Below are 20,515 nucleotides of genomic sequence, written 5' to 3' on the forward strand. Positions count from 1 at the left end.
GCGGCCCCACGTTCAGTGTTTGTGGCCGCCCCCTCCACCATGCTTCGCATGGTCTGTCTCCCCCGCAAGCGGGAGAGGATCGCCGAGTGCGGGATCGTGCCGCGGCCCTCTCCCGGAGGGGACGACGACTGATGTTCTAGTCGGCGGCGGAGCTTGCCGGGGCGGCGAGGACGTTGCCGTTCCTGCCGAGGCCGGCGGTGGAGAGCATCGAGCGCTTCGAGGGGTTGATGGTTTCGGCCTCGAGATTGGCGGCGACGGCGTTGCCGGCGCGGAAGGAGACGCGGTCGGTGTGCTGGGCGTAGTCGTAGGCGCAGCCGGCGAGCGGCGCGGTGGCGACGGCCATCAGCAGGAAGGCGGCGGCGGTGAGAGTGGGTTTCATCAATTGGTGCTGGTCCCGTCGCCGAGGTCGATGATGTAGCCGTAGGGGCCGACGGCGCCGGCGCCGGACCGGAAAGCCTTCAGCATTTTCGGCGTCACCTCCATCTGGCCGAGGGCGAAGAACTCGGCGTCGTTGGCGGGCACGGTGCCGTCGAGGGGCGTCGCCAGCACCTGGCCGGGCGGGCTCGGCTGCACCAGGCGCGGCGTGACGATGACGACGAGCTCGGTCTCGTGCTTCTTGAAGCTCGAGGATTTGAACAGCGAGCCGAGGATGGGCACGTCGCCGAGCCAGGGCAACTGGTTCTGGCTGAGCTGGGTGTCGTTCTGGAGGAGGCCGGCGACCGAGAAGGACTGGCCGTCGCGCAATTCGACGGTGGCGTCGAGCGTGCGGGTGTTGAACACCGGATCGCCGGTGGCAGTGAAGCCGTTGATGCCGCTGACCTCGGGGGTCAGGTGGATCTGGATGCGGTCGCCGTCGAGCACCATTGGGGTGAAGACGAGGCGGACGCCGAAATCCTTGTAGCTCAGCGCCGCGGTGCCGTTGGAATCGGTGGTGCGGATGGGCACCTGGCCGCCGGCGAGGAAGCTCGCATTGACGCCCGAGAGGGTGGTGAGGTTGGGGTCGGCGAGGGTGCGCACGACGTGCTTGGCCTCGAGCGCGTTGATGGTGGCGTTGAGGCTGATGCCGCCGGAAATGACGCTGGTGATGAAGGACGAGAAGGAGGCGGCGTCGCCGGCGGGATTGGACGGGCCGCCATTGATGCTGGCGTTGAGCGGGCCGGCGCTGCCGCCCCACTGGATGCCGAGGTCGCGGCCGGCGTCGCGCTGCGCCTCGAGGATGCGGACCTCGAGATTGACCTGCTGGCCGCCGGTGAGGGTCATGGTGTTGATGACCGCCGGGCTGCCGTACTGGGCGACGATGTCGAGCACCTTCTGCATCGAATTGGCGTCGCCGACGGTGCCCGAGAGGGCGACGCGGCCGTTGACGGTGCGCACCTTGACGGCGGAGCCGGGCACGGCGGCCTTGATCGAGCGCTGCATGTCGGCGGTATCGGCGCCGACTTCGACGGCGAGCAGGCCGACCGGCGTGCCGGTGGCGGAATAGAGGTTGACGGTGGTGGTGCCGAAGGCGCGGCCGACGACATAGACCGAGCGGTCGGTGATGGGCTGGGCGTCGGCGATGGTGGGGTCGGCGGCGACGACCTTGCCGACCGGACCGGAGATGACCACGGTCACCGCCTGCGACACCGGCAGGTTGATGCGCATCACCGAGGTGGTCGAGAGGTCGTAGGTGACGGTCTGCGCCGCGGCGGGCAGGGTGGCCAAGGACAGGACGAGCAGGGCCCAGAGCAGGGCGAGGGGACGTCCGGTGAGGAAGCGGTGAGCGGTCATTTGATCCAGAAGGGGCTGGAGAGCCGGATGGCGGCGTTGGTGGCGCGCTCGGCATCGGAGGCCTGCTCCGAGGCGGCGGCGGAGTCGGCGGCGGGACGCAGGACCAGCGACAGCCGGCCCAGCGTGGTGGCGTTGATGATCACCTCGGACTGCGTCGGGTCGAGCTCGAGGGTGGCGATGGCGCGGTCGGAGAAGGCCTGCGTGCTCGGGTCCTGGCTCTCGGCGTCGGCCGCGGCGGGGCCGGTGCCGAGCCGGGTGTTGATGGCGAGCACGCGGACATCGCGCAGGATGATGTGCGATTCCTGTGTCGCCGGGTCGCCATTGGCGGAGCGGGTCAGCACCACGTCGACGTGGTCGTTGGGGACGACGAAGCCGCCCGACGCCGCCTCGGCGGCGATGGTGACGGAGACGGCGCGCATGCCGCTGGCGAGGATCGAGGAGAGGAAGCCGCCGCCGGCGGGCGCGAGCTTCTGCGCGACGATGGGGTCGCCGGCGACGAAATCGACGCGGGCGACGGCGCCTTCGGTCCTGGCGAGGGCGTCGGGGTCGGCCGTGGCGGTGATGAAGTCGGGCCGCAGCGCGGTGTCGGGCCAATCCTGCCATTGCAGCGACTTTTCGGTGAAGCGCTGGCCGGTGCCGATGGACTGGGCGGCGACGAGGATGCGGGTGGTCGGGGCGGCCTGCTCGACCGGCATGACGGCGGTGGCCGCCGCGGCGGGCGTCGGCTGCTCGTACTGGCTGGCGAGGAAGGCGGCGGCACCGGCGGCGAGCACGGCGACGCCGATCAGCACGAGGCGGCTGGGCGGGATGGCGCGCGGCCAGTGCAGGCGGTCGCGCAGGCCGTTGAAATTGCGGTCCTCGACGCGGGCGATGACCGATTGCAGCGCTTCGGCGCGCAGCCGGTCCATGCCGCGCCGTTCGGTCTGGCGGCGGTCGGTGGATTGCCGGCGGTCGAGCGACGAGCCCGACGCCCACTCGACGTCGTAGCGCGCCGGCTGCGGCGGTCCGCTCTCGGATTTGGCAGCAGCAACAGTCTCAGTCCGCCGAAGCAACAATCCCTCGCTCGCAGCTCGTTCGCCCCACCAATCCGGCGGCTGCGCAGGCCGGTTCCGGCCAACCCGTCCTGTCTAGCGCGCAACAATGACTGTCGTGGTTCCAAAGCCATGACAGTTTGAGGGATTGCGGAAAGGGGTGGTTAAGGGAGGGGAGGGGGGCATGGTCTTTCCCGATCGTCATTCCCGCGCAGGCGGGAATGACGATGTGGAGAACGGGAATGACGATATGAAAGAACCCGAGATGCGAGCGCCGGTGGCTTGACTGCGGGGGTCAGGCGTCGGCTGGAGCGATGTTCTGGTTGAGGCGGAAGAGGTTGGTGGGGTCGTATTGGCGCTTGACCAGGCGCAGGCGGTCCCAGATGGCGCCGGGATAGGCGCTGCGGATGCGCTCGTGGCCCTCGGCCATGAGGAAGTTCACATAGGCGCCCTGCGTCTGCTGGGTGAGGTCGGCGCGGAAGCGGTCGACCCAGGCCTGCTGCTTCGCCTGGTCTTCGGGCGTGGTCCAGAAGGCCGCGAGGTTGACCATGATGGCGGCCTCGCGGTGGCCGTAGGCGGTGGCGTCGGCGGGCACGCGGGCAGACGCGCCGCCGAGGACGCGGATCTGGGCGACACGGAACACGGCGTCGCTCTGGTCCAGCCGGTCGATGATGGTTCGGGCTTCGCTGAGACCGATGTGGTCCATGAACATGTTCCGCGCCACCGCCGTCGGATGATAGTCGGGGTCCTCGGGCGGATACATCTGGGTGTAGGGGCCGGGCTTGACGAAATCGGCGTAGGGCCTGGCCAGCGCGCGGAACGGGGCGAGGGCGCGCTGCGCGTCGGCGTCGGGGCCGGCGAAGGCCAGCATGCCGAGGATCACCAGCTTGCCGTGCAGCTCGGGCGGCAGGAACGGCATGGGCGGCGCCGGCATGACGTTGGCGATGGTCGAAAGCTCGTCGGGCGCGTTCTCGGCGGCGGCGACGAAGCCGGCGAGGGTCTCGGCGGTGGCGGGCAGGCAGAGCATGCCGCCGGTGAATGCGGGCAATTCGGCGAGCGCGTAAGTGAGGCTGGTGACGACGCCGAAATTGCCGCCGCCGCCGCGCAGGGCCCAGAACAGCTCGGGATTGTCGGTGGCGCTGGCGGTGAGCCGGCGGCCGTCGGCAATGACGATCTCGGCGGCCAGCAGGGAGTCGATGGTCAGCCCCCATTTGCGCACCAGATAGCCGACGCCGCCACCCAGCGTGATGCCGCCGATGCCGACGCTGCCGGCGTCGCCGAAGCCGACGACGAGGTCGTGCGCGAGGGCGGCCCGGGTGACGGCGATGGCGGTGGCGCCGGACTCGGCGGTGAGGGTCTTTTGCGCCGGATCGACGGCGATGGCCGTCATGTCGCGCAGATCGAGGACGAGGCCGCCTTCGGTGGTGGAGTGGCCGGCATTGGAGTGGCCGCCGGAGCGGACGGCGAGTTCGATGCCGGTGTCGCGGGCGACATCGACGACGCGCTGCACGTCGGCGACGGTGCGGGCGCGGGCGATGAGGCCGGGATGCCTGTCGTAGCCGCCGTACATGACGGTGCGGGCGGTGTCGTAGGCCGCATCGGCGGGGTGGATGAGGGTGCCGGAGAAGCCGGTGCGCAGCGCGGCGATGACATCATCGATCTTGGTCATGGTCGTTCCTTCGTGGTCGTTCGTGGATACGACGCACGGGGAGGGGGCAAATCGACAAAGCGGGAGATTTTCGTGAGATCGTGCGACGGCCCCTCACCCGCCTCGCTGCGCGAGGCACCCTCTCCCCGGAGGGGAGAGGGGAGGCCGGGGTGACTGCAGGATTCTCTTGCGCTCTGGCCGAGCGATCCCGAGGGGGCTCGTTCGGCCAACCGCCGGGCTCCCCGGAGGGGAGAGGGGAGGCCGGGGTGACTGCGGGATTCTCTTGCGCTCTGGCCGAGCGATCCCGAGGGGGCTCGTTCGGCCAACCGCCGGGGGCTCCCCGGAGGGGAGAGGGGAGGTCGGGTGATTGCGGGGGTTACTCGAACCAGGTGGTGCCGGGGTATTGGTGGGCGCGGGCGACCTCTTCGTCGAGCTCGAGGCCGATGCCGGGGCGGTCGGTGAGGGCGATGCGGCCGTTGCGGATGATGTCGCGCTTGTCTGTGATGATGGTGCTCCAATAGTCGCGGTGGAACCAGTGGAATTCGAGCACGAGGAAATTGGGCACGCTGGCGCAGACATGGGCGGAGGCCATGGTGCCGATGGGCGACGACACGTTGTGCGGCGCGAAGGGCATGTAATAGGTCTCGGCCAGGTTGGCGATCTTGCGGCATTCGCTCAGCCCGCCGCATTTGGGGATGTCGGGCATGATGATGTCGACGGCGTGCTTTTCGATGAGGTCGCGGAAGCCGTGGCGGAGGTAGAGGTTCTCGCCGGCGCAGATGGGGGTGGCGGTGGCGGCGGTGATCTCGCGCATGGTGTCGACGTTCTCGGGCGGCACCGGCTCTTCGAGCCACATCAGCTTGAGCGGCTCGAGGTCGCGGGCGAGGCGGATGGCGGAGTGCTTGTCGAGGCGGGTGTGGAGGTCGGCGGCGACATCGATCGAGGGGCCGGCGGCGGCGACGACCATCTCGGCGAGGCGGACCATGCGGTCGTGCTCCCAGCGGCTGGGCGTCATGTTGAAGCGGTCCTTCTCGAAGCCTTCGACCTCGCTGCCGTGGTGGCCATAGGCGAAGATGTCGAGGTCGATCTTGAGGGCGGTGAAGCCGGCCTCGAGCACCTCGTCGATGACGCGGCGGATCTCGTCCATGTCCATGCCGGGCTCGACCTCGCAGTCGCAATAGACGCGGACGTCGTCGCGGAACTTGCCGCCGAGCAGCTCGTAGACCGGCGTTCTGAGAGCCTTGCCCTTGACGTCCCACAGCGCGATCTCGATGCCGGTGAGGGCGGTGATGAGGGCGCCGGCGAAGCCGCCCTCGAAGACGAGGCCGCGGCGCAGCTCCTCGAACAGGGCGTCGATGGCGAAGGGATCGCGGCCGACCAGTTTTGGCGCCAGCTCGTTGATGATGGCGATCGCCTGGTGGCCGCCATGCACGCATTCGCCCAGCCCGGTGATGCCGGCATCGGTCTCGATGCGGACCCACAGATGCATGCAATGGCCGCTGCTGGCGGCGGTCTTGACCGATGTAATCTGCATTGTCGCCCCTCCCGCCGCGATGTTTCCGCGGCCGCACGGAGCTTAGAGTGAGGTACGTACCTCCGTCCAGTGCGGCGATGCCGGCGCGCTATCGGCCGCGGCCGTCGAGGTTTTCGGTGGTGAGCGACAGGGACAGGCGGACGGGGCCTTCGCCGTGGTCGCGGACGAGGATTTCGAGGCCCTGGTCGCCGCCATGCGCCAGGGCGTCGCGGTTCATCTCGGCCAGGGTGCGGCGGGCTTCCTGCACGGCGGTCTGCAGATCCGGAAATTCCAGCCCCGTATCGTCGCGGTGCAGGCCCTGATCATCGCGAATGTCGAAGAAGTAGATCGGCACGACGTCCTCATCGCGGTTCTTGCTGGAGATGCAGGTAACGGGAATCGAACTCGGCGCGCCGCTGCAGGCGCGGCCAGTCGAGGACGTGAATCTTGTGGTTGTGCCAGGTCAGCAGGTTCTCGCTGCGCAGTTCCTGCAGCACGCGGTTGACGTGCACCGCCGAGATGCCGAGCGCGTCGCCCAGCTCGACCTGGGTGATGGGCAGCACGAAGCTGTCGCCGTCGATCAGGCCGACGACGCCCAGGCGGACATAGAGCTCGCAGACGAGGTGCGCGAGCTGGGCGCTGGCGGAGCGGCGGCCCATGGCGACGATCCATTCGCGATGGATGGCGCTGTCGAGCAGCGTCATCAGCCACAGCACGCGCGTCAGGTGCGGGAAGCGCTCGGTGATCTCGGTGAGGCCGCGGTGCGGAAAGGTGACGATGCGGCAGGCCGAGAGCGCGCCGACGGAGTGATCCATCTCCTTGAGCACGAAGCTGTGCAGGTCGACGAAGTCACCGGGGACGTGGATGGCGGTGATCTGGCGCTGGCCGTCGCTCAGCACGCGGTAGCGGGTGGTGAAGCCGGAGACGACCAGCGTCGAGCGGTCGGGGCGGTCGCCTTCGCGCACCAGATCGGCGCCGGCGGGAATTTCGGCCTCGCCGCCGGCCGCGGCGGAGAGCGCGTCGCGCTCGGCGGCGGAGATGACGTCGCGCAGCGCCAATTTGCGGAAAAACCGGTCGAGGGACGGGTGGGTCATCCGCCGTCGAACGCGAGAACGGCGCGTCCCGTTCCGCGGCGCTAACATTGTTAAGTGTGCCCGGCGCGGGCGGCGGGCATGCCGGGGCATGGACAACGGCAACGATCGAGACGAGCCGCGCCGGCGCACGCTGTCGGAGGCGACGACGGCGGCGCGCGAGGCGGGGCGGCTGGTCCGCGACATCAACGACAGGATCGGGCGGTGGCAGGCCGAAAGCGTGCGCCTCGCCACGACGGCGGAGCGCCTGCGGCGGAGCGGGCGGTCCGATCCGGGCCTGGTCGAGGCCATCGACGTGCTGGCCGCGCTGGTCGAGGGGCAGCGGCGGAATTTCGCCGCGACGCTGCAGACGCTGCCGGGCAGCGTGGTGCAGCACAGCCGGGTGCGCGACACCGAGCGGGCGCTGCGGATGGTGCTCGAGCGGCTGCAGGCGGCGCGGGGGGAAACGGGAACGGCCGCCACCGCGTTGAGAGCGCAGCAAGGAGCAGCCGATGGTTGGCACACGACACAAGGACGAAACGGCGATCCGGCAGCGCGCCCACCAATTGTGGGAGCAGGCGGGTCGGCCGGAGGGACGCGACATGGAGTTCTGGACGCGGGCGGAGGTGAGCCTGGCGGCGCCGGAGCAGATGCAGGAAGTCAACGCCCCGCCGCCGAAGCCAGGCGCGACGGCGGCGCGGGCGAAGAAGCAATAGAGCCGCCCCCGCGCCTCTGCTAAGCAGGCGCGTCGGAGGGGGCGTCGATGCTGCGGTCGCTGCGCCAGGGCAATCTGCTGCTGGCCTTCATCCTGGAACTGGGCATGCTGGCGGCGTTCTGTTTCGCCGGCTGGAGCGTGGGCACGGTGCTGTGGCTCAAACTGGCGCTGGCGCTCGGCCTGCCGGCGGTGGCCATCGTGCTGTGGGCGGTGTGGGCGGCGCCGCGGGCGGGCAAGCGCCGGCTGAAGATGCCGGCGCTGCTGGTGTTCAAAATGGCGATGATGCTGGCCGCGACGGCCGCCTGGGTGGTGGCCGGGCAGGCCTTCATCGGCTCGATCTTCTGCGCGCTGGTGGCGATCAACGTGCTGGGGATGCTGGGGTTCAGGCAGTTCTGAGGGGGTTGCGCCGCTGGAATCGGTCGTGTCGTGCGTGGGGCCGCCCCCTCCACCAGCTTCGCTGGTCCCCCTCCCCCGCAAGCGGGAGAGGAGTCCCGACTGCTAGTTCGTGGTGGCGGGGGTGAAGTTCAGGGCGACGCCGTTGATGCAGTAGCGCAGGCCGGTGGGCGGGGGACCGTCGTTGAAGACGTGGCCGAGATGGCTGCCGCAGGTGGCGCAGTGGACTTCGGTGCGCAGCATGCCGTGGCTGCGGTCGGAGGTGGTCTCGGTGGCGCCGGGAATCGGCTCGTTGAAGCTGGGCCAGCCGGTGCCGCTCTCGAACTTCACCTTGCCCTCGAACAGCGGCGTGTCGCAGCCGGCGCAGGAGAAGGTGCCGGGGCGCTTCTCGACCAGCAGAGCGCAGGTGCCGGGACGCTCGGTGCCGTGCTCGCGCATGATGTAGTACTGCTCGGGGGTCAGGCGGGCGCGCCACTCGGCGTCGGTGTGGGTGACGGGATAGGTCTTGGCGTCCATCGCGGAATCTCCGTTGCGTTGCCGCCAATGTAGGAAGTTCCGGGGCAAATAAAAACGCCGTGCGGCGAACACGGCGGTTCAGGATGTCGGGAGGCGGCGGTGAGGCGGGTGCTGACGGCACCGGCAGGAATTTTTCCCGGGCTCTGGCCGAGCGAGCCCGGGAGCGCTCGTTCGGCCAACCGCGGTAGGGGTAGGGGGTCAGTAGACCCGGATCGAGGAGATGGCGCCGCTGAGCAGGCCTTCGAGGCGGGGCTTCGATTGATTGAGGATGACGCAATAGCTGCGGAAATTGCGGTCGCGGCAGGCCAGCGCGCTGCCGGTGCCGGTGATCCTGACCGAGCGGAAGGCGTTGTCGGCGCCGGCGAGGTAGAGGTCCTTCACGGTGTGGCCGGCGCCGTAGCAATAGGCGGCACCGGTGTAGTTGGTGCCGGTGTAGAAGCAGACGCCGCCGCCATAGGTGACGGGGAGCTTCGGCACGTTGACGAAGGCGCGCCAGGGGCCCTGGCCGAAGCTGATGTTGTCGAGCGACATCCAGCCGATGTCGGATTTGGTGTGGATCAGGCACCACAACTGGCTGCAGCGGTCGACGCGGATGCGGATGCCGGCCTCGACGTGGCCGGTGACGGGGTATTTGACGCCGGGGCCGTGGTAGAGCACGCCGCTGTAATTGGTCCAGCCATCGGTGGTCCAGCCGGCGCTGCCGCGAGGCTGTACGGCCGCGGCGGGCAGAGCGAGCGAAAGCGCCAGGATGGCGCCGGCGACGAGACGGGCAAGAACAGACATCGGACCCTCGGTAACCGCAATCACGGCAAACCCTAGCGGGTCGGGGCGGAGGCCGGAAGGGCCCAGTTGCCACAGTTCCCAAAAACCAGAGGGGCGCCGCGCAAATCGCGCAGCGCCCCATCTCGTCAAACGTGCCAGATGTGGAGGTCCCTACCTGACGCGGATGGACGAGATGGCGTCGTTGAAGCTGCCCAGCGACGAGGCGCTGGTGGTGTATACGCGGCAGTTGCGGTAGCCGGGATCGCGGCAGACCGTGACCTCGAGGCCGCGCTGGTTGCGGATCGACGAGATGCGGTTGTCGACGCTGCGCGGCAGCGCGGAGTAGCGGTCGCCACGGTCCATGCAGAAGCGGGGGCCGTCGTAGCCACGCTCGAGATAGAAGCAGACGTCGCCAAAGCCGCCGGGACCGCCAGGGCCAGGGCCGGGGCCGCCAGGACCACCGGGTCCACCCGGCCAGCCCGGACCATGTCCGCCAGGACCACCCGGTCCACCCGGCCAGCCGGGACCGTGTCCGCCAGGACCGCCGGGACCACCGGGACCAGGGCCACCAGGACCGCCCGGGCCACCGGGGCCGCCGGGACCACCCGGGCCGCCGGGACCACCGTGACCGCCACCCGGGGGCGGCGGCGGGGGCGGCGGCGTGCCGATGCCGATGGAGACACCGCCGGTGCCGATCGAGAACGAGCCCTGCGGGAAGTTGAAGTTGAGGTTGAAATTGGGCTGGAGGGCCGCGCCGCCGGAGCGCAGCGCGTTGGCGCCAACGAAGCCGCGCTCGGGGCTGGTGATGTAGCACCAGCCTTCACGGCAGCCGCCGACATCGACCGCGGTGCCGGCCGACAGATGGCCGACGGGCCGGCCGCCGGGCCGGGAGTAGATGTCGGTGGCGCCACTGGTGGTGGCGGGCGCCGCCGACGCCGCGGCCGGCAGGAAGACAGCGGCCGCGGCGCAGGCGACGGCCACGGTGGTGGCAGCCCGGAGCAGGGTTCGCTTGGTCCGATTGTGCATGAAGATAATCCCTCGGAAATGAGTAAGCCGGCACCAGACAACGCGCGCCGCACCGTGCCGGTTCCGGTGACGATGGCGCGGCGTCAGGTGGGCGGCAGTACGCGCTTCAGGCCGTCCTCGCCGAGCGCGACGTAGACGAATCGGCCGGCGGTGACCTTGACGCGGTCGTCGAGGCGGTTGCGGCGGGCCCAGGCCTCGATGGCGACGGTGATCGAGGTGGTGCCGACGCGCTCGATCGAGGTGTAGACGCACAGGATGTCGCCGACCTTGACCGGCGAGATGAAGGTCATGGCCTCGACCGCGACGGTGACGACGCGGCCCTGGGCGCGCTCCACCGCGGCGATAGCGCCGGCGATGTCCATCTGGCTCATCACCCAGCCGCCGAAGATGTCGCCGGCAGGGTTGGTGTCGGCGGGCATGGCGAGGGTGCGGACGGTGAGGGCGCCTTTCGGCTCGGACAATGTGGTCATGGTGCAGGTCCCAGAACCGGCCAGCGGCCGATCTCTTCTTCCCAGTGCTTGCGGCAGAGCGAGACGTAGATGGATTTTTCGATCGACACCTGGCTGCCTTCGGTGATGACGCGGCCGTGCTCGTCCTTGCGCACCACCATGGTGGCCTTGGCGCCGCAATAGCAGATGGTGCGGATCTCGCGCAGGCTGTCGGCGATGGCGAGCAGCGCTTCGGAGCCGGGGAACAGCCTGCCCTGGAAATCGACGCGCAGGCCGAACGCCATCACCGGGATGCGCAGGCGGTCGGCGACGCGGGCGAGCTGCCAGACCTGCTCCTCGGTGAGGAACTGCGCCTCGTCGACCAGCACGCAATCGACCTTGCCGGCCTGCTGCGCCTCGCGCACGCGGTCGAACAGGTCGTCGCCGGCGTTGAACAGGTCGGCCTCGGCGGAGATGCCGATGCGGGATTCGATGCGGCCGGTCGTCCGCCCCGGCGCGGCGTAGAGGCCGGAGGTGAACAGCAGCGTGCGCATGCCGCGCTCGCGGTAGTTGTAGGAGGCCTGCAGCAGCAAGGTGGACTTGCCGGCATTCATGGTCGAGTACGAAAAATACAGCTTGGCCATCGGCGTTCCGCGACACGAGCGTCCTTCATGCCCGAGGCGGGGGCGCGGGCACAAGCGGGGAAGCTGGCGGCGAACAAAAAACGGCCGCCGGCGAGGGCGGCCGAGGGCCGATGGGGATCGGCAGGGCGGCCGGGTTGGAGCGGCGGCCCGAGGCGGTGCGGCGCGTTGCGAAGGCGCCGGAGGTCCGGATCATCGGGGGCGATCCGGACATGGGAAAGCCTAGGGCGTGCAGGTGACAGCGCGATGACAAGGCTCTAGGAGTCGTGGCCTTACTTCAGTCCCATTCGGCCCGGCTGATGCGGCGGCGAGGGGGGCGCCCAAATGAGCACACAAGGGATCATTCGATGAGCAATCTGTTGCGCACCATTGCAAGCGTCGGCGTCGCGGCGCTGTGCGGCCTCGCACCGGTCGCGTCCTATGCGGCGACGGCGCAGTCGCTGGGGACCTACCAGACCACCGACCGGAAGATGGATTTCGCGCTGGCGCTGTGCGGCAACAGCGGCAAGGAGCTGTGCGTGACGCTGGCCGCCGCCCGCGGCGACGCCGACACGCCGCAGACGCATCAGTTCATCGGCAAATATGTGGTCGACCACGCCAAGCCATCGGGCAAGAACACCTGGAAGGGCTCGATGACGGTGCAGGGCTACACCATGAACGGCACGCTGACGCTGAAGCCCGGCGTCAACTTCGTGATGCATGGCTGCGCCTATGTCGTCGTCTGCAACGACTTCACGCTGATCCCGGCGTTACAATAGGCCGCCGCGATCTGAGGGCCGGAACGGCCTCGACGAGGACGATGGCGACGAAGATGAGCGCCGCCCCGAAATAGCCGAGGGGCGGCAGCCGTTCGCCGAGCGCGATGGCGCCGCCCAGCGCGGCGAACAGCGATTCCGCCGACAGGATGATCGCGGCATTGGCCGACGGCACGTATTGCTGGCCGATGGCCTGCAGCGTGAAGGCGATCGAGGTCGACATCACGCCGGTGTAGAGGATTTCGACCCAGCCGGCGGAGACGGCGTTCCAGGTGGGATGTTCGAGCAGGCTCATGCCGACGAGCGAGAACAGCGCCGTCGCGGCGAAGCACAGGGCCGACATGGTCACCGGCATGCCCGTTTCCTGCACCAGCGGGGCGAGGACGGCGATCTGGATGGCCCAGGAGACGGCGCAGACGACCAGGAGGCCATCGCCGAAGCTGAAGGCGCCGAGATCGGCGCCGGTGAGGAAGTAGATGCCGACCAGCGCCATCGGCGCGCCCAGATAGATGATGGGGTGCGGGCGGATGCGGGCGAACAGGAAGGTCACCAGCGGCGTGAAGATCACGTAGAGGGCGGTGAGGAAGCCGCCATTGGTGACGGTGGTGGTCTGCAGCGCCGCCTGCTGCGCCCAGACGCCGGCAAAGAAGGACAGCAGCAGCACCACGAGCTGGCGCCATTGCCGCGGCGTCAGGCGGCCGACCTTCCGGACCTGGCGGCGGTATTCGGCGATGGCCAGCGGGCCGACGAGGACGGTGCCGATGGCATAGCGGATGGCGGTGAAGACCAGCGGCCCCATATGCGCCATGGCGCCCTTCTGGAACAGGAAGGCGATGCCCCAGAGCAGGGTGCACAACAGCAGCAGCAGGGCGGCGACGGTACGCGACATCGGGGCGGGCTCGGGCGCTAGAGCTCGGCGTCGAGGGCGGCGATCAGGCGCGTGACCTCTTCGGGCGTGGTGTAGTGCACGAAGGACATGCGCAAGACGCCGTGCAGCGGGTTGACGCCCATCGCCTCGAGCACGCGCCAGCCGTAGAAATGGCCGCCGCCGACCCCGACATTGTGGCGCGAGATCATGCCGGCGACGTGCGCGGCGGGGCGGTCGAGGACGATGGAGACGGTGGGCGCGCGCTTCACCGGATCGTCGGGGCCGAGCAGGCGAATGCCGTTCTTGTTGCGCAAATAGTCGAGCAGCGGCGCGAGCAGCGTCTGTTCCTGCACGCGCATGGCGTTGTGGGCGATGCGGAACGGGCCGGCGCCCTGCACGCCGATGCCGGCGATGTCGGCGACCTTTTCGAGATAGTCGACGATGCCGGCGCAGGCCGCGATCTGGGCGTGGTCGGGGCCGGCGGGAACGAGGCGCTTGCGCGGGTTGGTCTCGTTGAAGAAATGGCCCTGGTTGGGCAGCTCGGCGGCGAGCGAGGGGCGCACGGCCATGACGCCCTGGTGCGGGCCGTACACCTTGTAGGCCGAGAACAGGTAGATGTCGCAGCCGAGCTGCAGCAGGTCGGGCAGGCCGTGCGGCGCGTAGGAGACGCCGTCGACCACGGTCACGGCGCCGAAGGCCTTGGCGCGCTTGACGATGTCGGCGACCGGATTGATCTCGCCGACGATGTTGGAGACGTGCGGGAAGGCGACCAGCCGGACCTTGGAATCGAGCAGCCTGTCGAGCTCGGCGAGGTCGAGATGGCCGGTGTCGGGGTTGACCTTCCACTCGCGCAGCTCGACGCCGCGCGACACCAGATGGCGCCAGGCGCCGGAATTGGCCTCGTGGTCCTGGTTGGTGACGACGATGGCGTCGGCGGGCTTGAGCCAGGCCTCGAAGGCGCGGCCCAGGGTGTAGGTGTTGGCCGAGGTCGAGGGGCCGAAATGAATCCAGTCGGCGGCGACGTTCAGCGCCAGCGCCAGGCGGCGGTGCGCCTCGTCCATGGCGTCGCCGGCGGCGCGCGAGGCGGGGTAGGCGCCGTAGGGCTGGACCTTGGTGTTCCAGTAATAGGCGCGCATGCGGTTGAGCACGGGGGCCGAGGTGTAGGAGCCGCCGGCGTTCTCGAAGAAGGCGAAGTCCTTGAGGTCGGGCTGCCGGAAGGAAGGGAACTCGGCCCGGATGCGCGCGGGATCGAGGGGCAGGGACATGGACGGAGGCCTTTCGTAGCTGACCTCTCGTAGCGGTTCGGGCCTGCGAAAGAAAGCTCCCGCTGTGGGGGACAGCGGGAGCTCGGGCGGCGAGCGGCGGGCTCGCCGCGGGGCCGGCAAGAGGGCATGAGCCGGCCCAGGGGAAGCTTCAGGACTTCTGCGGCGCGGGCGGCGGGCCGTTGCGGTCGGGGCCGCCCTGCGACATGCCCTTGCCGCCGTGCTGCATGCCGGGGCCGGCATGGTGCTTGTGCCAGTGGCCGGCGCGCGGCAGCAGATGCTGCTTCTGCTGGTCGGAGAGGCTGTTGTAGAGGGCCTCGAAATCCGGGAAGACCTCGTTGAGGGCGGTGAGGCGGGCCTGGTCGATGGCGAGGCCGGCCTTGACGCGGTCGAGCAGGTCGGGCCGGGTCTGGGCGGTGCGGTCGGGCCGGGCGGCCTTGCAGGCGTCGGCGAAGCCGGTTTCAGCGACCAGCGCCTTGGCGCGGAAGGCGTCGAACAGCTTCTGCTGGTCGGCGCTGAGATCGAGGCGCTTGGCGCTGCGGTCGAGCATCTTTTCGAGGGCGCCGGCGCCCTTGTCGGAGCAGGCGAGCGTCAGCATGGCGAAGGGCCGGCCGGCGACGCCGCCGGCCATGGGGCCGCGTACGCGCATATGGCCGCGCGGACCGGCGGCGGGACCGTGGTCGGGGGCAGCGGCCGACGGCGCGGCGGGGGCCGTGGACGCGGGCGGCGGCGGGGTGCTGCTGCTGCCGGCGTCCTGGGCGAAGGCGGGGAGGGCGGAGAGGCTGATCGAGGCGACGACCAGCGCGGCGATGGCGGTTGGGGTCTTCATGGGGGCTCCCTTTGGCGAAGGGGATCGTGACGATCCCGGATGACGAGCGAGGCTAGCCGACCCAAGCTGCCCGGGAGATTGCGGCCGGATGAAGCTTTGGTGAGGTTGGAAAGGTGGCGGGATGGGGCGACCGCGCGGGGGGGGATGGAAGCGGAAGCGAAATCGGCCGTTCCATTCACCGGGGGTCATCCCCGCGAAAGCGGGGACCTCGGTTTGCTGCGGGTGCTGTCGGCAGGGCGGGGACGAGCCGGGCGATGCCCGGCACGATGCTGAGTGCCCTACACCGCGTTCGGCCAACAGAGGTTCCCGCTTTCGCGGGAATGACCCGGTGGGTGGGTGGAGGGCGCTGGTGAGGGCTTCTATGCCCTTGATGCAGCGTGGGGTGATGGAAGCGGAAGCGAAATCGGCCATTCCATTCACCGGGGTCATCCCCGCGAAAGCGGGGACCTCGGTTTGCTGCGGGTGCAGTCGGCAGGCGGGGACGAGCCGGGCGATGCCCGGCACGGTCCACCGGGGCCATCTCTTGCTCCGCCAACAGAGGTTCCCGCTTTCGCGGGAATGACCCGGTGGGGATGGCGGGAATGACCCGGTGGGAAGGACAGCGGGAATGACCCGGTGGGGGTGGCGGGCTCTGCGGCCTGCTCACGCGTGGCCGGCAAAACTACCCCTGTTGCCGCTCCGCGGATTTACGACGCGATGTATTCCTTGAGGGCCAGGGCTTCCTGCTCGGTTTCCTCGATCTTGCGCTTCACCACGTCGCCGATGGAGACGATGCCGACCAGCTCGCCATTGTCGACGACGGGCAGGTGGCGGATGCGGCGCTCGGTCATGCGCTCCATGACCTCGTCGAGCGAGGCGCGGCGGCCCATGGTGACGACATCCCTGGTCATCACCTCGCCGACCTTGCGGGTGGCGAGGCCGGCCCAGTCGCTGCCGAGGTGGCGGACGATGTCGCGCTCGCTGAGGATGCCGGCGACCTTGCCGCGGTCGGTGACGACGACGGCGCCGATGCGGCGGCTGTTCAGGATCTCGACCGCCTCGGCGATGGTGGCGCCGGTCGGTACGGTGTGCACCGCCCGGCCCTTGGATTGAAGGATATTCTCGACTTGCATCGTACTCTCCTCCTCTCGGACGGGCAGTTTGCGCCGATCACGAAAGCGGGAAAAGACAATCAGGTTGTCCTTTCCTTGAGGGAGCGATCAGCCCTCGCGGCGGCCGGGCGACCAGCGCACGGCCTGGCGGCGGCGCGGCTCGGGCAGTTCGGGGCTGTGCAGCGCGATGCGGATGACCTCGAAGCAGACGGCGAGCACCAGGGCGACGACCGGCATGACGAAGAGCAGGGCACCGATGTCGATGCGGGTCAGCGGGCTGACAGCGTGCAGGGGCACCAGCCCGAACAGGATGGCGAAGCTTGCGCCCAGCAAAGTGAGCGAGAAGGAGACGATGGTGGCGGTGGTGAAGGCGTCGCCGCGGCGGCGCTTCGGCGTGCCGGCCGCGGGAGCAGCGGCCGCGACGGGGGAGTCGGCGGCGGTTTCGGCGATGGATTCGGCGGCGATGGTTTCAGACATAAGCGACTCACGCACGAGGTTCACAACGGCGTGAGAAAGCCAAGCGAATGCGGTCATTCGGCGTAGCCATTGCGGTGATGCGCGGACCATAGCGCGGCGCAAATGTGACGGGCGGTGCGAGGGGGCCCTGCTTGCCTTGCGGGACGCGGCCTCTTATCAAGCTTCCGGCTTTGTCCGGAGGTTTTCCATGGCTTTTCTGTCCGATGCGATCCTGCGTATTGCGCCGTCGGCGACGGTGGCGATTTCGCGCAAGGCCGCGGACATGAAACGCGCCGGGCGCGACGTCATCTCGCTGGCGGCGGGGGAGCCGGATTTCGACACGCCGCTCAACGTGCGCGAGGCGGCGATCCGCGCCATGGCCGAGGGCAAGACGCGCTACACCAATGTCGACGGCATCCCCGAGCTGAAGGAGGCGGTGGCGCGCAAGTTCAGGCGCGACAACGGGCTCGAGGTCGGCGCTGCCGACTGCATGGTGAGCTCGGGCGGCAAGCAGATCATCTTCAATGCGCTGCTGGCGACGCTCAACCCCGGCGACGAGGTGGTGATCCCGGTGCCGTACTGGGTGAGCTATCCCGAGATCGTCCGGCTGTGCGACGCCGTTCCAGTGTTCGCCACGGCCGACGCCTCGACCGGCTTCAAGCTGACGGCGGCGGCGCTGGAGGCGGCGATCACGCCCAGGACCAAATGGCTGATCCTCAACACGCCGTCCAATCCGAGCGGAGCCGCCTATTCGGCGGACGAGCTCAAGGCGCTGACCGACGTGCTGCTGCGGCACGAGCACGTGCACATCCTCACCGACGACATCTACGAAGTGCTGGTCTATGACGGCGGCAAGTTCGCGACGGTGGCGCAGGTGGAGCCGAAGCTGCTGGGGCGGACGCTGACGATGAACGGCGTGTCGAAATCGCACGCGATGACCGGCTGGCGCATCGGCTATTGCGCCGGGCCGCGCGAGCTGATCGCGGCGATGACCAAGCTGCAGGGGCAATCGACCACCAATCCGTCGTCGATCGCGCAATGGGCGGCGGTCGAGGCGCTAGACGGGCCGCAGGAATTCCTCGCCGGCTGGCGGGCGAAATTCCAGGAGCGGCGCGATCTGGTGGTCAAGGGGCTGAACGCGGCGCCGGGCATCGACTGCCTGACGCCGGAAGGGGCGTTCTACGTGTTCCCCTCGATCAAAGGGCTGTTGGGCAAGACCTCGAAATCGGGCACGAAACTCACGACCGACGAGGATTTCGTCATGGCGCTGCTCGAGGAGACCGGCGTGGCGCTGGTGCATGGAACGGCGTTCGGGCTGCCCGGCCACATGCGGCTGAGCTACGCGGCCTCGAACCGCGAGCTGCAGCAGGCGGTGGAACGGATACAGGCGTTCGCGGCAGGCGTGCGGTAGCGGGCCTTTCGGCCGGACACGGAGTCACCAGAACGTCATTCCCGCGAAAGCGGGAATCCAGACGGTGTTTTCGGATGTCCGTGCGTTCGGTCTGGATTCCCGCTTTCGCGGGAATGACGATGTGGATGGGTGAGCCTGTCCTGGGGCAGGTTCAGCCGCCCAGATAGCTCGCGAGGTTCATGCTGGTGCTGTTGCCGGCGTCCTGGGCGTTGAGGGTGTCGAGCAGGCTGAGGGCGGAGCTCTGGCCGGGGGAAGCGGTGGAGTCGCCGAAGATCTGGGCGATGCTGGCGGCGGTGTTGTAGCTCTGGACGGCGGCGGAATAGAGCTGGTCGGACCAGCCGGCGGCGCTGCGTTCCTCCGGGCTCATCGAGGCGTAGGCGCTGATCAGATTCTTGGCAAAGCTGGCCGGGTCGCTGGCGGCGCTCCTGAGGCCGGCGAGGATGGTCGAGCTCGAGCGCTGCGCCATCGCCTGCTTGGCGGCGAACACCTCCTGGGGGGAGAATTTGTTGTCCTGGTCGAGGGCGATGGCGGCGAGCGAGCGGCTGTCGAATTGCGAGAAGTCGACGGGCTGGCCGGATTTCTGCGTGCCGGAGAAGGTCAGGGTTTTGCCGGCCGCCCTGGCGGCGGCGTATTGGGCGTCGAGCGCGGCGCGGGCATCGGAGGCGACGGCGGAGAAATCGCGCAGCGTGGTCGGGTCGTCGCCGGCGGTGATGCGCTGGATGTAGTCGGCGACGATGTCGCCATCGACCTGCGGGGTCTTGTCCGGATTGGCGGCGAGCTGCTTTTGCGCCTCGAGCAGGGCGGCGCGCTGGCTGGACCAGGCGGGGGTGGATTTCTCCTCGGTCGAGGCGCCGTCGAGCCAGGCGAGGGCGGCGGTGTAGATGCCTTCGACATCGTCGGTGACGCGGGCGACGGCGAAGGGGCCGGCGAGGGTGGCGTCGAGCCGGCGCTGCTGCTCGGTTTTCGCGGCGGCCTGCTCGTCGGCGCTGAACTTGCCCTCGGCATTGGCGGCGACGGCGTAGAGCTGGCGGCGGTCGAGCTGGCCGAGATCGACATCGGCCGGCTTGGCGCCGTTGGCGAGCAAAGCATCGAGGGTGGAGCGGGCGGCGGCGACGACGCTGGCGAAGCCGGGCTGGTTCATGGCGGCGAGCGCCGCGTCCGACAGGGTGAGCGTGGTGGCGGCGCTGCTGCCCGAGGTGCCGGAGCCGGTGGCGGTGGCCGTGCCGGAGGCGCCGTTCGCATAGGTGTAGGTGTAGGGCGAATAGGACGATGTGGCGGAGATGCTGGTCATCGGCGGGCCTCGGCTGCAGCCGATGCGATGCAAGCGGCGTGCCGGGTTTTCGCGTGGGAAATCAAGGGCGGCGCCCGGCGCGGGGGCGGCAGTTCCTGCCGGTCGGCAAAATGAAAAGGCCTCGCTCGAGGGGATGAGCGAGGCCTTCAGGTCATCGGCCGAAGCCGGCGACCACGGAGACGCGGCCAAGGAGGAGGAGAGGCCGCAGTTCCCTTGGCGCTGCTTATGCGGGGCGGCGCCGAGTCCGACAAACGCGAAGTCGGAAGGCGAGCTATGCGGTGATGGTGGTGCTGACTGAGGGGAAGGCCCCCTCACCTGGCTTGCTAGGCTCGCGACGCTCGCCAAGCGCGCCACCCTCTCCCCGGAGGGGCGAGGGGACCGACTGCGGCGTTTGGGGATGCGGGTAAAAAAAGGGCTCCATCCGAAGATGGAGCCCATCGAAAGTGGGGCAAACGGACGAGGGAGGAGGAAACGCCGTTTGCCGTTGGACCAAAGCCGAGGGAGGAGGTTCGGCTCAAATCCGGTGTCGGGAAACAGCCGGACCGAGGGAGGAGGATTCGGTCGGGCGTCTCAGCGACAGGCTGAATATGTGCGCGACCACCCATTCCAGCAAGGCAGGTGCTGACATGTCAGCTATGCACCTCGCGCAGGGAAGGTCAGCCTGATTGACCCAAACCCAAACGTTTTGGATGGGCATTTCCGCGGTGGCGGAAACAATAAGGCCCTGCTCGAGGGGAGAGCAGGGCCAAAGTTTGAAAGAGGAAGACCCTCTCGCAAAGGGACGCGGCAAGCGAGGAGGGAGAGAAGTGCTCGCAACGTCCCCGTTCGTATAGGTCCGTTCGGTTACGTGCCTCAACCGGGGCGGCCGCATGGCTGGCATGCGGCCGGCGCATGACCGTTAGGATGCTAGCGATCGGGGTTCGAGCGGGGCAGGTGGCCGCTCCCCGAGTCGTTTCCTCTGTGCTCTGGCCGAGCGATCCCGAGAGGGCTCGTTCGGCCAACCGCTGTGCTCTGGCCGAGCGATCCCGAGAGGGCTCGT

At 69.1% G+C, this 20,515-nt stretch carries 22 protein-coding genes; 4 read left to right on the forward strand and 18 right to left on the reverse strand.

All coding sequences use genetic code 11. The annotated features are described in order from the left end of the window. Positions 1–136: 136 nt before the first annotated feature. From BGO82_RS05725 to BGO82_RS05755, 7 genes are all read right to left on the reverse strand, one after another. Positions 137–379, reverse strand: a complete 243-nt coding sequence (locus BGO82_RS05725; protein WP_291304602.1) for a hypothetical protein — start codon at positions 377–379, stop codon at positions 137–139. Continuing rightward, a complete protein-coding gene (locus BGO82_RS05730; RefSeq protein WP_291304603.1) occupies positions 379–1,770 on the reverse strand; it encodes a type II and III secretion system protein family protein in 1,392 nt (463 codons plus the stop codon). The genes BGO82_RS05725 and BGO82_RS05730 overlap by 1 nt, the downstream gene beginning before the upstream one ends. Next, entirely contained in the window at positions 1,767–2,822 is a 1,056-nt protein-coding gene (cpaB, locus tag BGO82_RS05735) for a Flp pilus assembly protein CpaB (protein WP_291304604.1), read from the reverse strand. Before cpaB ends, BGO82_RS05730 begins: the two co-directional genes overlap by 4 nt. A gap of 274 nt (positions 2,823–3,096) precedes the next feature. Beyond that, the gene (locus BGO82_RS05740; RefSeq protein ID WP_291304605.1) at positions 3,097–4,470 is read right to left on the reverse strand and encodes an FAD-binding oxidoreductase; all 1,374 of its coding nucleotides are present in this window, start codon (positions 4,468–4,470) and stop codon (positions 3,097–3,099) included. 355 nt (positions 4,471–4,825) lie between these two features. After that, positions 4,826–5,983, reverse strand: a complete 1,158-nt coding sequence (locus BGO82_RS05745; protein ID WP_291304606.1) for a mandelate racemase/muconate lactonizing enzyme family protein — start codon at positions 5,981–5,983, stop codon at positions 4,826–4,828. 88 nt (positions 5,984–6,071) lie between these two features. Next, positions 6,072–6,317, reverse strand: coding sequence for a hypothetical protein (locus tag BGO82_RS05750; RefSeq protein ID WP_291304607.1), 246 nt, complete (start codon positions 6,315–6,317; stop codon positions 6,072–6,074). Positions 6,318–6,324: 7 nt separating this feature from the next. After that, positions 6,325–7,056 (reverse strand): Crp/Fnr family transcriptional regulator, encoded by a 732-nt coding sequence (locus tag BGO82_RS05755; RefSeq protein ID WP_291304608.1) that lies wholly within the window; start codon positions 7,054–7,056, stop codon positions 6,325–6,327. Between the two features lie 488 nt (positions 7,057–7,544). On the opposite strand from BGO82_RS05755, the gene BGO82_RS05760 reads away from it, so the two are divergent. Together BGO82_RS05760 and BGO82_RS05765 are read left to right on the forward strand one after the other, a co-directional pair. Beyond that, complete coding sequence (locus tag BGO82_RS05760) at positions 7,545–7,748, forward strand: DUF2934 domain-containing protein (RefSeq protein WP_291304609.1); 204 nt, start codon at positions 7,545–7,547, stop codon at positions 7,746–7,748. A 47-nt stretch (positions 7,749–7,795) separates the two neighbouring features. Beyond that, positions 7,796–8,143: a YrdB family protein gene (locus BGO82_RS05765; protein WP_291304610.1), complete on the forward strand. Its 348-nt coding sequence runs from the start codon at positions 7,796–7,798 to the stop codon at positions 8,141–8,143. Positions 8,144–8,245: 102 nt separating this feature from the next. On the opposite strand, the gene msrB is transcribed toward BGO82_RS05765, so the two are convergent. From msrB to BGO82_RS05790, 5 genes are all read right to left on the reverse strand, one after another. Beyond that, the gene (msrB, locus tag BGO82_RS05770; RefSeq protein WP_291304611.1) at positions 8,246–8,656 is read right to left on the reverse strand and encodes a peptide-methionine (R)-S-oxide reductase MsrB; all 411 of its coding nucleotides are present in this window, start codon (positions 8,654–8,656) and stop codon (positions 8,246–8,248) included. A 198-nt stretch (positions 8,657–8,854) separates the two neighbouring features. Next, positions 8,855–9,439 (reverse strand): peptidase inhibitor family I36 protein, encoded by a 585-nt coding sequence (locus BGO82_RS05775; RefSeq protein WP_291304612.1) that lies wholly within the window; start codon positions 9,437–9,439, stop codon positions 8,855–8,857. Positions 9,440–9,589: 150 nt separating this feature from the next. Then, positions 9,590–10,444, reverse strand: a complete 855-nt coding sequence (locus BGO82_RS05780) for a peptidase inhibitor family I36 protein (protein ID WP_291304613.1) — start codon at positions 10,442–10,444, stop codon at positions 9,590–9,592. Positions 10,445–10,527: 83 nt separating this feature from the next. After that, a complete protein-coding gene (locus BGO82_RS05785) occupies positions 10,528–10,914 on the reverse strand; it encodes an acyl-CoA thioesterase (RefSeq protein ID WP_291304614.1) in 387 nt (128 codons plus the stop codon). After that, the gene (locus BGO82_RS05790) at positions 10,911–11,516 is read right to left on the reverse strand and encodes a thymidine kinase (RefSeq protein ID WP_291304615.1); all 606 of its coding nucleotides are present in this window, start codon (positions 11,514–11,516) and stop codon (positions 10,911–10,913) included. The genes BGO82_RS05785 and BGO82_RS05790 overlap by 4 nt, the downstream gene beginning before the upstream one ends. 344 nt (positions 11,517–11,860) lie before the next feature. Between BGO82_RS05790 and BGO82_RS05795 the strand changes: the two genes are divergently transcribed. Beyond that, positions 11,861–12,271, forward strand: coding sequence for a hypothetical protein (locus BGO82_RS05795; RefSeq protein ID WP_291304616.1), 411 nt, complete (start codon positions 11,861–11,863; stop codon positions 12,269–12,271). Here BGO82_RS05795 and BGO82_RS05800 read toward each other — a convergent pair. The 5 genes from BGO82_RS05800 to BGO82_RS05820 form a co-directional block, all read right to left on the reverse strand. After that, positions 12,246–13,157 carry a DMT family transporter gene (locus tag BGO82_RS05800; protein WP_291304617.1) on the reverse strand — a complete coding sequence of 304 codons (912 nt, stop codon included), beginning with the start codon at positions 13,155–13,157 and terminating at the stop codon, positions 12,246–12,248. The two genes, BGO82_RS05795 and BGO82_RS05800, sit on opposite strands and share 26 nt — an antisense overlap. A gap of 17 nt (positions 13,158–13,174) precedes the next feature. Beyond that, positions 13,175–14,401, reverse strand: a complete 1,227-nt coding sequence (locus BGO82_RS05805; protein WP_291304618.1) for an aminotransferase class V-fold PLP-dependent enzyme — start codon at positions 14,399–14,401, stop codon at positions 13,175–13,177. A 148-nt stretch (positions 14,402–14,549) separates the two neighbouring features. Beyond that, positions 14,550–15,227 carry a Spy/CpxP family protein refolding chaperone gene (locus BGO82_RS05810; RefSeq protein ID WP_291304619.1) on the reverse strand — a complete coding sequence of 226 codons (678 nt, stop codon included), beginning with the start codon at positions 15,225–15,227 and terminating at the stop codon, positions 14,550–14,552. A gap of 686 nt (positions 15,228–15,913) precedes the next feature. Then, the gene (locus BGO82_RS05815; protein ID WP_291304620.1) at positions 15,914–16,339 is read right to left on the reverse strand and encodes a CBS domain-containing protein; all 426 of its coding nucleotides are present in this window, start codon (positions 16,337–16,339) and stop codon (positions 15,914–15,916) included. Positions 16,340–16,426: 87 nt separating this feature from the next. Further along, positions 16,427–16,795 carry a hypothetical protein gene (locus BGO82_RS05820; RefSeq protein WP_291304621.1) on the reverse strand — a complete coding sequence of 123 codons (369 nt, stop codon included), beginning with the start codon at positions 16,793–16,795 and terminating at the stop codon, positions 16,427–16,429. Positions 16,796–16,982: 187 nt separating this feature from the next. Here BGO82_RS05820 and BGO82_RS05825 point away from each other — a divergent pair, with 187 nt between their 5' ends. Next, a complete protein-coding gene (locus tag BGO82_RS05825; protein ID WP_291304622.1) occupies positions 16,983–18,185 on the forward strand; it encodes a pyridoxal phosphate-dependent aminotransferase in 1,203 nt (400 codons plus the stop codon). Positions 18,186–18,336: 151 nt separating this feature from the next. On the opposite strand, the gene BGO82_RS05830 is transcribed toward BGO82_RS05825, so the two are convergent. Further along, a complete protein-coding gene (locus BGO82_RS05830; protein WP_291304623.1) occupies positions 18,337–19,476 on the reverse strand; it encodes a hypothetical protein in 1,140 nt (379 codons plus the stop codon). Positions 19,477–20,515: the final 1,039 nt, after the last annotated feature.

It is taken from the genome of Devosia sp. 67-54, from assembly GCF_001899075.1.
Lineage (GTDB): Bacteria > Pseudomonadota > Alphaproteobacteria > Rhizobiales > Devosiaceae > Devosia_A.